This window comes from Haloarchaeobius pelagicus, assembly GCF_051207375.1.
Taxonomy (GTDB): Archaea; Halobacteriota; Halobacteria; order Halobacteriales; family Natrialbaceae; genus Haloarchaeobius.
Genome location: NZ_JBPJZD010000002.1, coordinates 485,012 through 497,200, shown reverse-complemented (window position 1 = coordinate 497,200; position 12,189 = coordinate 485,012). Strand labels below are relative to the sequence as shown.

At 66.4% G+C, this 12,189-nt stretch carries 14 protein-coding genes; 7 read left to right on the top strand and 7 right to left on the bottom strand.

Annotation, left to right across the window (positions count from 1 at the left end; all coding sequences use genetic code 11):
* Positions 1 to 57: 57 nt before the first annotated feature.
* Positions 58 to 462, top strand: coding sequence for a ubiquitin-like small modifier protein 1 (locus ACSC1S_RS15055; RefSeq protein ID WP_435319653.1), 405 nt, complete (start codon positions 58 to 60; stop codon positions 460 to 462).
* Between the two features lie 60 nt (positions 463 to 522).
* Here the strand turns inward: ACSC1S_RS15055 and ACSC1S_RS15050 are convergent, their stop codons facing one another.
* Together ACSC1S_RS15050 and lrp are read right to left on the bottom strand one after the other, a co-directional pair.
* The gene (locus ACSC1S_RS15050) at positions 523 to 837 is read right to left on the bottom strand and encodes a thiamine-binding protein (RefSeq protein WP_435365018.1); all 315 of its coding nucleotides are present in this window, start codon (positions 835 to 837) and stop codon (positions 523 to 525) included.
* Positions 838 to 1,035: 198 nt separating this feature from the next.
* Complete coding sequence (gene lrp / locus ACSC1S_RS15045; protein WP_435365017.1) at positions 1,036 to 1,491, bottom strand: HTH-type transcriptional regulator Lrp; 456 nt, start codon at positions 1,489 to 1,491, stop codon at positions 1,036 to 1,038.
* A gap of 126 nt (positions 1,492 to 1,617) precedes the next feature.
* Here lrp and glnA point away from each other — a divergent pair, with 126 nt between their 5' ends.
* Both glnA and ACSC1S_RS15035 read left to right on the top strand, forming a co-directional pair.
* A complete protein-coding gene (gene glnA / locus ACSC1S_RS15040; RefSeq protein WP_435365016.1) occupies positions 1,618 to 2,970 on the top strand; it encodes a type I glutamate--ammonia ligase in 1,353 nt (450 codons plus the stop codon).
* Between the two features lie 42 nt (positions 2,971 to 3,012).
* The gene (locus ACSC1S_RS15035; RefSeq protein ID WP_435365015.1) at positions 3,013 to 3,660 is read left to right on the top strand and encodes a DedA family protein; all 648 of its coding nucleotides are present in this window, start codon (positions 3,013 to 3,015) and stop codon (positions 3,658 to 3,660) included.
* On the opposite strand, the gene ACSC1S_RS15030 is transcribed toward ACSC1S_RS15035, so the two are convergent.
* From ACSC1S_RS15030 to ACSC1S_RS15015, 4 genes are all read right to left on the bottom strand, one after another.
* Positions 3,608 to 4,510, bottom strand: coding sequence for a phosphatase PAP2 family protein (locus ACSC1S_RS15030; RefSeq protein ID WP_435365014.1), 903 nt, complete (start codon positions 4,508 to 4,510; stop codon positions 3,608 to 3,610). The genes ACSC1S_RS15035 and ACSC1S_RS15030 overlap by 53 nt on opposite strands.
* Entirely contained in the window at positions 4,498 to 5,082 is a 585-nt protein-coding gene (locus tag ACSC1S_RS15025; protein ID WP_435365013.1) for a kinetochore Spc7 family protein, read from the bottom strand. Before ACSC1S_RS15025 ends, ACSC1S_RS15030 begins: the two co-directional genes overlap by 13 nt.
* Positions 5,075 to 5,971 carry a YihY/virulence factor BrkB family protein gene (locus ACSC1S_RS15020; RefSeq protein ID WP_435365012.1) on the bottom strand — a complete coding sequence of 299 codons (897 nt, stop codon included), beginning with the start codon at positions 5,969 to 5,971 and terminating at the stop codon, positions 5,075 to 5,077. The genes ACSC1S_RS15025 and ACSC1S_RS15020 overlap by 8 nt, the downstream gene beginning before the upstream one ends.
* An 82-nt stretch (positions 5,972 to 6,053) precedes the next feature.
* On the bottom strand, positions 6,054 to 7,160 hold the full coding sequence (locus ACSC1S_RS15015; RefSeq protein ID WP_435365011.1) for a tRNA (guanine(26)-N(2))-dimethyltransferase: 1,107 nt from the start codon (positions 7,158 to 7,160) through the stop codon (positions 6,054 to 6,056).
* A gap of 90 nt (positions 7,161 to 7,250) precedes the next feature.
* On the opposite strand from ACSC1S_RS15015, the gene ACSC1S_RS15010 reads away from it, so the two are divergent.
* The 3 genes from ACSC1S_RS15010 to ACSC1S_RS15000 all read left to right on the top strand — a co-directional run bounded on the left by ACSC1S_RS15010 (position 7,251) and on the right by ACSC1S_RS15000 (position 9,322).
* Positions 7,251 to 8,672, top strand: a complete 1,422-nt coding sequence (locus tag ACSC1S_RS15010) for a PAS domain-containing protein (RefSeq protein ID WP_435365010.1) — start codon at positions 7,251 to 7,253, stop codon at positions 8,670 to 8,672.
* 78 nt (positions 8,673 to 8,750) lie between these two features.
* Positions 8,751 to 9,107, top strand: coding sequence for a hypothetical protein (locus ACSC1S_RS15005; protein ID WP_435319643.1), 357 nt, complete (start codon positions 8,751 to 8,753; stop codon positions 9,105 to 9,107).
* A gap of 47 nt (positions 9,108 to 9,154) precedes the next feature.
* The gene (locus ACSC1S_RS15000) at positions 9,155 to 9,322 is read left to right on the top strand and encodes a hypothetical protein (protein ID WP_435365009.1); all 168 of its coding nucleotides are present in this window, start codon (positions 9,155 to 9,157) and stop codon (positions 9,320 to 9,322) included.
* Between the two features lie 10 nt (positions 9,323 to 9,332).
* Here ACSC1S_RS15000 and hisH read toward each other — a convergent pair whose 3' ends face one another.
* On the bottom strand, positions 9,333 to 9,998 hold the full coding sequence (gene hisH / locus ACSC1S_RS14995; protein ID WP_435365008.1) for an imidazole glycerol phosphate synthase subunit HisH: 666 nt from the start codon (positions 9,996 to 9,998) through the stop codon (positions 9,333 to 9,335).
* A 133-nt stretch (positions 9,999 to 10,131) separates the two neighbouring features.
* Between hisH and ACSC1S_RS14990 the strand changes: the two genes are divergently transcribed.
* Positions 10,132 to 12,183: a thermonuclease family protein gene (locus ACSC1S_RS14990; protein ID WP_435365007.1), complete on the top strand. Its 2,052-nt coding sequence runs from the start codon at positions 10,132 to 10,134 to the stop codon at positions 12,181 to 12,183.
* Positions 12,184 to 12,189: the final 6 nt, after the last annotated feature.

Here is a 12,189-nt window from a genome sequence, read left to right as displayed (position 1 = left end):
GGAATCAGGTCTCTGTTGAATCTCGCTGGAGACGTATCTCTACCTGGGGGAGTCACAATGGGATTCAGGAACCACCTTCACGTCTGTCAACACTGCGGTGTCGTCCACGCGACGTCGTCGTCCACCGGCCCCCGTCGCTGTGCGGTCTGTGACGACTACGACTTCTCGGCGTACCATCCCGAGAGCCACGTCGAGTGGAAACTGTTCGGCGAGTTCAAACACGCGGTCGGCAAGAAGTCCGTCGCCGTCGAGGTCGAGGACGGTGCGACGGTCGCCGACGCGCTCCACCTGCTGCTCGACACGTACCCGACCATCGCGGGGACGGTGTTCGACGATGCGGGCGAGTTCAGGCCGGGCGTCCACCTCGTCGTCAACCACGACGACGTGACCTACGACGACGACCGGTTCACCGCGCCGCTGCACGACCACGACGAGCTCGGGCTGTTCGCGGCCGTCGCCTGAGGGGGTGACGGCCGCGGCTGGCCGGTCCGACTATTCTCGCTGCCGAAAAGGTGACCGGTGCTACGGCTTCGCCGCGCCTGCCGAGTGCTTACGAGCCTTCTCGACGGCGGAGACGCGGGCATCGGCGCTCTGTTCGGCTTCGGGGTCGTCGTCTATCTCGATGTTGGTGACGAGTCGGCCGTCGGCGGCTGCCTCGTGGGCGGCCTGGAGCGCGGTGAACACCTCGGCGGCGGTTTCTGCCTCGACGATGGTGTCCATCCCGGTCGTCTCGTAGGTGACGCCGGTCTCCTCCAGCGCGTCGAGCGCGCGGGCGATGGACTCGGACATGTGCGATTCTCCGACGGGTAGTATCTCGAACCGGGCGATGACTGTCATGGCTGTGGTGTGACGGTGTGGTCTGGTCGCGATTCGAGCTAGCATACACCACGACGGCGAAAATCGCTTTCTTGGGCTATCGGGACGGCCCAGCGGGCGAGAGAGTACAGCCAGCGAGGAGAACGCGGCTGCTGGCCGGTGCTGGCCGGCGGTCGCGGCCGTGTCGCAAGCGCACGCGAGGGCGCGAGAATCGAGTTACTACTCGAGGTCCAGCTCGAACTGCTCGTTCTCACACACCGAGTTCAGGACGACGGAGGTGTTCGACTCCTTGATCTCGGGGTCGGTGAGCAGGCGCTTGATCTGTGTGTTCATGCCGTCCGTATCGACGAACTTGCCGATGGCGATGACGTCGTAGTCGCCGGTGACCTCGTACACCGACACCATCTGTTTCTCCTGGCGGAGGCGTTCGGTCACGTCGGGGAGGGCACTCCCCTCGACCTTGAGCTGGAGGATGGCCGTCACGTCGTAGCCGAGCTGGTCGTAGTCGATCTTGGGCGTGTAGCCGCGGATGACGCCCTCTTCCTCCAGCGCAGAGACGTGGTTGGAGACCGTCGTCACCGAGACGTCGAGCTGTTCTGCGAGGCTACGGAGACTCGCGTCCCCGTTGTCGAGTAGGGCATTCACCAACTTCGCATCGAGATTTTCGTACGTCATTACGTCAGAACTACGCCTCCAGCCATTAGAATTTTACGAATATCCAGTTCCACTGGGAGGGGGGTAGAATTGCGTATAACAGTAGGGTTTTTGTAGTGGGGATAGTTGGATTACGCGACCAGAAAGATGACAAGCGGAAACCTGTCTGCGGAAGAAGAAGCGGTCATCGACCAGATCGAAGAACAGAACGTCGACTTCCTGCGCCTCCAGTTCACGGACATCCTCGGCACCGTGAAGAACGTCTCCGTCCCGGCCAGCCAGGCCGAGAAGGCGTTCACCGAGGGCATCTACTTCGACGGGTCGTCCATCGACGGCTTCGTCCGTATCCAGGAGTCCGACATGCGTCTCGAGCCGGACCCGTCCACGTTCGCCGTCCTGCCGTGGCGGAACACCGAAGAGAGCGCGGCCGCGCGCCTCATCTGTGACGTGATGAACACGTCCACCGGCGAGCCGTTCTCGGGCGACCCGCGTGGCGTCCTCAAGCGCGCCATCGAGCGTGCCGACGACATGGGCTACGACATCAACGCCGCCCCCGAGCCGGAGTTCTTCCTGTTCGAGGAGGACGAGGACGGGCGCGCGACGACGAAGACCAACGACGCCGGTGGCTACTTCGACCTCGCGCCGAAGGACCTCGCCCAGGACGTCCGCCGTGACATCATCTACGGCCTCGAGTCCATGGGCTTCGACATCGAAGCCTCCCACCACGAGGTCGCCCAGGGCCAGCACGAGATCAACTTCACGTACGACGACGCCCTGTCGACGGCCGACAACGTCGCGACGTTCCGGTCCGTCGTCCGCGCCATCGCGGCCGAGCACGACCTGCACGCGACGTTCATGCCCAAGCCCATCCCGCGCATCAACGGCTCCGGCATGCACACGCACATCTCGCTGTTCCAGGGCGGCGAGAACGCGTTCCACGACGACGACGACGAGTTCAACCTGAGCGAGACGGCCAAGCAGTTCGTCGCCGGTATCCTCGAGCACGCGCCGGCCATCACGGCGGTCTCGAACCCGACCGTGAACTCCTACAAGCGCCTGGTGCCCGGCTACGAGGCACCCGTCTACGTCGCGTGGTCCGACCGCAACCGCTCCGCGCTCATCCGGAAGCCGGCCGCCCGCGTCCCGGCCGCCAGCCGTATCGAGGCTCGCTTCCCCGACCCGTCCTGTAACCCGTACCTCGCCTTCGCGGCGCTCATCCACGCGGGTCTCGACGGGATCGAGCAGGGCCTCGAGTGCCCGGACCCGGTCCGCGAGAACATCTACGAGTTCGACGAGCAGAAGCGCGAGGAGTACGGCATCAACACGCTGCCGACCAACCTCGGCGAGGCAGTCGACGCCCTCGAGGAGGACGAGGTCATCGGCGACGCGCTCGGCGAGCACGTCTACGAGAAGTTCGTCGAGGCCAAGCGCGCCGAGTTCAAGGACTACCTCGTCGACGTCTCCGACTGGGAACTCGACCGCTACCTCGAGACGTTCTGAGACCAAGAGACATATAATCGTCTGCTGGCTTTTTTCGGGTGAATGGTCGAACTCGCGTGGCTCACAGACTTCTCTATCGCGTTCATCGAGAGCTACGGGTTCATCGCCCTGTTCGTCTTCGTGGTCCTCGAGACCTCGTTCATCCTGCACTTCATCCCGAGCGAGGTGGTCATCCCGCTGGCCGCGCTGTTCATGATAACCGGGCCGACGACGTTCGGGCTGTTCGTCGCCGTCTCCGTGGTCGGCGGTATCATCGGGAGCCTGCTGTGTTACTGGTTGTTCGGCGTCAACGGTGAGCGCCTGATGCGCCGGTGGGGTCACATCGTCCGGATGCCCGACGACGAGATAGACAAGAGTCAGGAGTGGTTCAATCGCTACGGCGAGGGCCTCATGTTCTGGGGTCGGTTCCTCCCCGTGCTCCGCACGCCCATCTCCATCCCGGCAGGGTTCGCCAAGATGGACCTGACGAAGTTCAGCTTCTACTCGGGTGCGGGCTGGGCCATCTACGTGGCCGCGTTGGCCGGTCTCGGCTACTCCAACGGCGGCGAGGCGAAAGCGCCCATCGAGGTCGCCTGGGCCGCGGTGTGGCCCGTCGTGCAGGCGAACCCGGTCGCGTCGACGGTCGTGGTCGTGCTCGTCACGGCTCTCGGTACGGTGGCGTGGCAGCGTCGGCGGGCGTTCCCGTTCTGAGACCGGGGACCGCGACGACCGTCACGCCGGCGAGTAGTGCGGCGGCGAAGACCCACAGCGGTTCCGTTCCGACTCCCACGATGACCAGCCCGAGCGCCAGCCCGACGCCGCCCACGACGGTGAGCGGCCGCCAGAGCGAGCGCGAGGGCGACCACGGCTCGCTCGGCACGTCAGTCGCCTGCCAGCCGACGGCCGCCCCGATGGCGAACCCGACCGTCGCCATCGCGTCGCTGGTGGGGGCGGGTGCCGTCGCGAGAACGCTGAGAATCCCGATGCCGACCGCCAGATAGAGCGCGACCCGCGGCTCCCGCCTGTCGAGCAGTCTCGTCGCTAGCAGGAGGTAGGTCACGCCGAGACTGAAGCCGATGATGACGTCACCCAGGTAGTGCGCCCCGAGGTAGACGCGGGCGAACCCGACGCCAGCGATGATGGCGGCGGCGGCCCCGTACGCCCGGCTGGTGCCGCGTCGCATCGCGAGCGCCAGGTAGACGACGGTCGTCCCCATCGCGTGCCCGCTCGGAATCGCGTAGCCGTCGGCCTCGCTTGCGAGGCGGTACGAGGTCCGGAACAGCCAGGGGACCGACTCCGCGGGGACCGGTGGCCCGATGGTCGGTCGGGGGACGAGCAGGAGGTTCTTGAGGAAGATGACGAGCGCGAGCGCCCCGAGCCCGATACCGAGCAGGTGGACGGCGCGCTCCCGGTCGGTGAACCAGTACGTGAGCACGAGGAGCGCGACGAGGAACACCGGGTCGCCGAGGTGTGAGACGAGGCCGACCGCCGGTGCGAGGACGTCGGGGACGAGGCCGCGGGCGACTTCGGTCGCCCACTCGCCGCGGGTCAGGAGCGCCATTCCTGGACGCGGTCGCGGAGGCGGCCGGGCACCCCGAGGACGGTGAAGGTCACGCCGACGATGACGAACAGGGTGTACAGCCCGAGCACCGACAGCCAGATGATTATCATCGCGAACACGACCCAGCCGTCGCCCTCCATCTTCGGGGCGTAGAGCAGGCCGAGGGTCATGGCGGTCCCGTAGAGCAACACGAGGTAGGGGCCCCAGCCGCGGGCGTGGCCGCGTCGGAGCTTGCGCCGGACGTACCGTTTGAGGTCGGACTCGACCGTGTCCTTGTCGACGGTCCGGGATTCGACGTCCTCCTCGAACGATTCGAGCTCCTCGCGCAACTCGGCGACCGAGGCCTTGCTGGCGCGCTGGCCCTCGACCTGGTCTTCGAGGTCGGCGAGGCGTTCGTAGAGCCGGTCGAGTTCGGCGTCACGGTCGTCGACCGGTTCGTCGTCCCCGGCCGGACCACCGTCGCCCGACGGGTCCGGGTCCGCTGCCGGGTCGGCGTCGTCGCCGCTGTCGGCAGGTGCGCGTTCCCCCTCGTCGGGCCGGTCGTCGTCCGCCGGCGGCTCGTCCTCAGGCATCGTCTTCTGTCGGTTCTTCCTGTCGCAGGCCCGCGGTTTGAAGGTGCCGGTCCACGGCGGCTGACAGGTCAGGGTTCAGGTTGGCCGTCTGCCCGGCCAGCACCGCGTTCAGGGCGGTACCGAGCAGCAACATCAGGGCCCCGAAATAGAGCCACGTGACGAGCAACAGGATGGCACCGAAGAAGCCGTACAGCGACGCTGCGCCCGCGTAGCCCGCGTACAGGTTGAAGATAACGCCCATCACGGTCCAGCCGGCGGCCGCGAACAGCGCCCCCGGAACGGCCTCGCGCCAGCCGACGTCTTCGTCGGGGAAGAGGTAGTACAGCGGGTAGAACGCGAAGGCGAGCGCGAACAGACTGACGACCGGCCCGAGGATCGATTCGAACGGGAACTCGACGAGCTGGACGACGGTGATGGCGGCGATGGCGATGAAGGCGGCGGCACCCACCGCGGCCAGCCCGACCGCGGCGTCGGTGAGCTTATCGACGAAGGAGTGGCCGTTCCCGTTCCCGTACACCTCGGAGAACGCCTGGTCCATGCCGCGGAAGACCTTGAGACTACTCCAGATGAGCACGCCGAGGCCGACCACGGTCGTCGCCGAGCGGCCCTCGGTCGTGGTGAGCACTTCCAGCAAGACCTCCTGGCTCGCGGGGGTGATCACGTCACTGGCGGCGTTCACGACCTGTGTTGCGAGTTCTTCCCCACCGATGCTGGTGGCGACGGCGACGGCGAGGAGGACCAGCGGGATGAGCGAGACGAAGGCGTAGTAGGCGATGGCCGCCGCGAGGAACGTGAGCTGTTCGGCCTGTGCGAGGGCCACGACGGCGAGGAGGAGCGACTTCGCACGCTGGAGCCGGGGTGGCAGCGACTCCGCTGATGGCTGGGACACACGTGGACGTACGCCGAGAGGCTACAAAAAGGCCCGCCGACGGCCCATTGGTTACGGGACAGCGTCGCCGGCTGCCCTCGTCTCAGTCGCTGGTCGCGTCGTGCATCTCCGGAATCGAGGCGTCGGTCTTGAACGCGGTCCCGCCGTAGTGGGCGCGTTCGGCCTCGTATCCGGCGTCCCGGAGGGTTTCGAGGAACTCGTCCATGCCGCTGGCACCGCGACCCCAGAGCTTGCACAGCTTGTGCTGGTCGTAGTGGGTCGGCTGGTCGAGTTCGCGCTCGATGGTCGTACAGAGGTCGCGGGCGTTCTCGGCGGTCCCCATGTCGTCGGTGATGCGGTCGCGCACGTCGAGGGTGAAATCGCGGTCACGGTAGGGGCCGAGCCAGAGCGGCCCGGCTTCGAGCAGGCGGTTCGAGTCGCACTCGGGGCAGGTCTCGGGCGGGTGGGCGATGAGGCCGGGGTCGGGCTCGCGGAACAGGCAGTCCTCGCAGTGGTAGAGGTGGCCGAGCTGGTCGAGGCTCCAGTTCGCCGCACTCGGCTTGTGGGTGAGGTCGAGGTAGGTGCGAACGTAGTGACTCGTGGCGTGCGTGAACAGGGGTTCGATGCCCACGTCGAACCGGGCCGCGCTCCGGGCGAGCGCCCCGAGCAGGATGCGAACGCCCATCTCGGCGTGGTACTCGGTGTTCCGGGGGATGGCGCTGTACGACCGGATGCCAGATTTGAAGTGCGCGCCACACAGCGGGGCGGTGTCGGTCGCCGTGATACACGCGAGGTCACGGGTGTTGGCGAACACGGTGTCGGCGAACGGCATCGGCGTCCCGAACGGGTCGATGTCGGCCACGTCGACGTACTCGTCCCAGAGGTAGGCGTTCACGTCGCGGTGCAGGACGGTGCCGTCGAGGTCGTTGCGCGCGAGGTTCTCGCGGGCCAACTCGACCGCCTCGGGGTCCACGTCGCACATGGTGACGTCCCAGCCGTCGGCGGCGGCCCGGACCCCTCGGATGCCCGAGGCGGTCATCGCGTCGAGGTACGTCGCGGCCCGCTCGTCGTGCTCGCGGTAGGCCCGCAAGACGGCGATGGTGAGGTCGCGATTCAACTCCTGTTTCGGGTTGAAGAACACCGAATCTGTCTTCCCCGTGCCGTCTTGCTCGGGCACGTCGACGGTGACCTGACCCTCCGTGACGTCCATACTCCTCAGTCACCGAGGGAAGGCGTTAAACCGCTCGATACGAGTGGGCGCGCCTTTTATCGAACTCGGCGCCGTCCATTATACCAGGAGATGGCATCGAGTATGGTGGCGTCGACGGATCGAATCTCGGTCGTTCACGTCGACGACGAACCATCGTTCGGGGAGGTCTCGGCAACCTTTCTGGAGCGGATGGCAGACGGATTCGAGGTGACAGACGTTACGTCGGGGAGCGAGGCGCTCGACCTCGTCCGGAACGGGGTCGACTGTGTCGTCAGTGACTACGATATGCCGGGCATGGACGGACTGGAACTGCTCGCGAAGGTGCGTGAGGTCGACGAGGACCTTCCGTTCATCCTCTTTACGGGGAAGGGTTCCGAGGAGATCGCCAGTCAGGCGATCTCCGAGGGCGTGTCCGACTACATCCAGAAGGGTCGGGGGACCGACCAGTACACGCTGCTGGTCAACCGCATCCAGAACCTCGTCGGGCGCTACCGGACGGAACGTACCCTCCGCCGCCGGTTGCACGCCATCGAGACGGCCAGCGAAGGCATCGCCATCCTCGACGCCGACGGCGTCTACACGTACATGAACCGCGCCTACGCCGCGGTGTACGGGTACGAGCCAGAGGACATCGTCGGGAACCACTGGCACATGCTGTACGGTCCCGACGAGGCGGCCCGGTTCGAGGACAATATCCTCCCGGAGATGGAAGAACAGGGCTCCTGGCACGGCGAGGCGGTGGGGCAGCGCGCCGATGGGTCGCCGTTCCCCGAGTCCGTCTCGGTCGCCGTGCTCGACGACGGCGGCCACGTCTGTGTCGTCCGCGACCTGACCGAACAGGTCGAACTCGACGCCTCGCTGCGACAGGAGCGGGACCTGATGGACCGGCTGTTCGAGACGAGCCCGGTCGGCATCGTGCTGGTCGATTCGGACCGGGTCATCGTCCGCGCCAACGACCGGGCGGCGACGCTGCTCCGCATGGACCTCGGTGACATCATCGGGACCACGTACGACGACCCGGACTGGGGCCTGTACACGTTCGACGGCGAGGAGTACCCGATAGAGCGACACCCGACGTACCGGGTCCTCGAAGCCGGCGAGACGGTCGTCGGGGAGGACATGGTGGTCACCCGCGGCGACGGCGAACGGTTCGAGTGCAAGGTCAACGCCGCGCCGCTGTTCGACCCCGGCGGGGAACTCGAGTACGTCGTCGTCATGTTCGACGACATCACCGAGGTCGAGGTCGCCCGGCGACAGCTCGAAACCGCGCTCGACCAGCTCGCCGACGCGAACGACCTGCTCACCGACGAGGTGTACCCCGGGCTGGGTGTCGCCCGAAGTCACCTGCGGCGGGTGTCGGCCGGCGGCCCCGTCAGGGACCACGTGCTCGCGGCCCAGGGGGCTATCGAGCGACTGGTGCCCATCATCGACGACCTGACCGATCTCACGACACCCCCGGACCCGGAGCCCGACGACGAGCGAGCGGTAGTCCCTGGCCGCGAGCAGGACTGACCGACCAGCCGAACCTGTTTTCACGGGGCCGTCCGTACGTCCGCCAGTGATTCGGGTGTTCGCTGTCGGGTGGTCGGCGTGACCGACGAGGACGTGGTGGCCGAGTGGCAACGCCTGCTGGAGGAGGCCGGCAGCCTGACGCCCGATGCGGCCAAGCGCATCATGCAGGTCCACGGCGACCGGGGCCACCACGCCATCGAGGCGGTCTCGGAGCGTCGCGTGAAGCAGTACCGCGACTTCACCGTCGTCGTCGGCTACGAGGACGAGTACATCGTCGAGGCCGGCGGCTGCAACTGCAAGGACGCCGAGTACAACCTCGACCCCGACGACCCGACCGAGCAGTGCTGGCACGCGCTCGCGGTCGCCATCGCAGAACGCGTGGACGCGGTCGACCACCACGACATGTGGTACTCCGAGGTCAGGGAGTTCCTGTGAGTTATCTCAAGCTATAACTCCTCGGAAAAATAATCGGCCGGGTACACGTGAAATCCGCTGCCCTCATCGTCGCAGTGATTGCCGCGCTACTTGGTGCAACCAGCTACGTCGTCGGTGTCGAGAACGGGACGCAACTGTACTACGCCCTGATGACGCTCGGGCTCGTCTCCCTGGCGTATCTCGCCGCAAAGGGGCGATTCTCAGCGTCGGCGTAGGACCGACGGGTCAGGACTCGGCACAGAACTCGACGAAATTTTTCAGGATACGAAGCCCCGTCTCCCCGCTCTTCTCGGGGTGGAACTGCGTCCCGAAGACGTTGCCCTCGTCGTTGGCGACGATGGACGGGAACTCCACGTCGTACTCGGTCGTCGCGACCGTCGCGTGTTCGTCGTCGGGCGCGGCGTAGTAGGAGTGGACGAAGTAGGCGTACTCGCCATCGATTCCCTCGACGAGGGGGTGCTCGCGTTGCACGTCGAGTTCGTTCCAGCCCATGTGCGGGACCTTCTGGCCCTGCGAGAACCGGACGTTCGTGCCCGGAATCAGGTCGAGGCCGCGCACGTCGCCCTGGCCCTCGCGGTCGGCTTCTTCGCTGGAGGTCAGGAGCATCTGCATGCCCAGACAGATACCGAACAGGGGCTGGCCGCGGTCGGCGACGGCGACGAGTTCGTCGCGGACGGACTCGGCGTTCTCCATGCCTTCGCCGAAGGCCCCGACACCCGGGAGGACGACGCCGTCGGCGGCTGCGAAGTCCTCGGGGTCGCCCGATATCTCCACGTCGGCACCGGCCCGTTCGAGCCCGCGCGTGACGCTGCGAAGGTTCCCGAGACCGTAGTCCACGACGACGACCGAGGCGAGCGTCTCGCGCTCGTCGGTGACGGACTGTTGACTCATGGGTAAGCGTCGGCCCCGCGCCGCCAAGTCGGTTTCCTTTCCGAAAGCTATAGCCACCAACTATTTAGAACCGAGCGAGCTATTTATTAATAATAGAAGCGTTTAAATTGTAATTCTTTGAACTGCTAAACTGATGCGTCGACGACGCTTCATAGAACTTCTGGCCGCGTCCGCGGTTGGCGGAACCGCGGCGGCACGAACCGGGCATGGCACCCTCACCACGAGCGTAACATCACTCCGATTCCACTCGACCTGCAGTCTGTACGGGGCGGACGGCGGACCGCTGACGGACAGCACGGTCGTCCCCGTGTGGGCGGAAGACGAAGCGACCAACGACGACCAGGACTACGACGACGACGCGTTCGTCTACTGGGACTGGCGACAGATTCCCCTCGTCGCGTCCGAAGACGGCGTCGTGGCGTTCGGCTCCGTCCTCGTGGACGACGCGAACCTCGACGGGAGCTACGACAACGAGCGGTTCGTCCTCAACGTCTGGGACCAGGAACTCGGCGGGTCCGGCACCGTCATCTGGGACGAGAGCAACGGACAGTACTACGACCTCTCGAAGTTCTCCTCGTTCGAATCGGCGGCCGAGAGCGCGGGCTACGACGTCCAGCCGACGACGAACCTGCACAACGACCTGTCGGGGGCGGACGCGGCGGTCATCACGTCGCCGGGTGATGCGCTCTCCGACGGCGAACTCGACAAGCTCGCACAGTTCGTCAACGGCGGCGGCGTGCTGTTCCTGCACGACCAGTCCGACTACAACAACTACGACCAGACGAACCACCTGAACGACATCACGTTCCGGCTCGGCCTGTCGTTCCAGTTCAACGACGACCAGGTCGCGGACACCCAGAACAACGCCGGCGCGTCCTACCGGCCGACGACGACCGTGTTCAACACGGACTTCGGCTACTTCGACGGCGGGTCGGGCGGTGGTGGCGGCGGTGGCGGCGGTGACGACGGCGGCGATGACGGCGGCAGCGGGTCGCCGGACACCACCACGGTCACCATCGAGAGCCTCTCCGACGGGGACACCTTCGACGTGACGATGCCGGACGGCAGCGTCGAGAGCATCCGCGTCCTCGGCATCGACACGCCCGAGAAGGCGAGCAACCGCTCTGCCGAGCGCCCGCCCGAGTGGGAGGGCATCGAGTCCTACGACTACCTCGCGACGTGGGGCGCGAACGCGACCGACTTCTCGAAGCAGGCGTTCGACGTGGGCGACACGGTCGAGATATTCTACGACGACAACGAGGGCCAGACCGACCCGTTCGGTCGCCTGCTCGCGTACGTCAAGTACGACGCGACCGGCGACGGCAGCCGGGACACCCTCTACAACCGCGAACTCATCGAGCAGGGGTACGCCCGGGTGTACGGGTCCGCGCTCACCAAGCACGACGCCTTCCGCAACGCCGAGGCGACCGCACGCGCCAACGGGACCGGCCTCTGGGCCAACAGCGACCCGAACGCCTCGACCGAGATCCGCGACGGCAGCTACTCGGAGCTGTTCTTCCCCAAGGCGGCCGCGGTCGAGACCAGCACTGGCGCGCTGGCCGACTCGCGCGCCCCGGTCTACGACCAGTCCGGCGCGACGCCGCTCGTCGGCGTCGATTCGAGTGCGAACGTCGCCATGGTCGGCGGCCTCACCATCGACGAGTCCTACGAGTCCGAGGAGGGTTACCCGGTCGACACCTCCCAGTACGGCAACTACCCGTTCCTCACGAACCTCGTCGACTCGCTCACGAGCAGTACCGGGAGCATCGTCATCGACGGTGGGCACGGCCAGTTCGGGTCCGACGCCGCGCTCTCGAACGAGGATGCGGCCTACTACCAGCGCTACCTGGAGGGTCAGGACATCGCGTTCGAGCAGCGCAACGACCTCGCCACCGCGGACCTCTCGGGGGCGAGAGCGGTCGTCGTGACGACACCTTCGAGCACGTTCACGAGCGCTGAAAAGACCGCCCTCTCCGACTTCGTTACGGCCGGGGGTGCGGTCGTACTGATGGGTGCGTCCAACGGCGACGCGACCGACCTGAACGACCTCGCGAGCGCGCTGGGAACCGACCTACGGCTCGGCGGTTCGGTGCGTGACTCCAGCAACAACCTGGACAACGACGATACCGTGCCGACGACGAGCTCGTTCGACAGCTCGTTCGGCCTGTTCGGCCCGTACAGTTAATCCCGT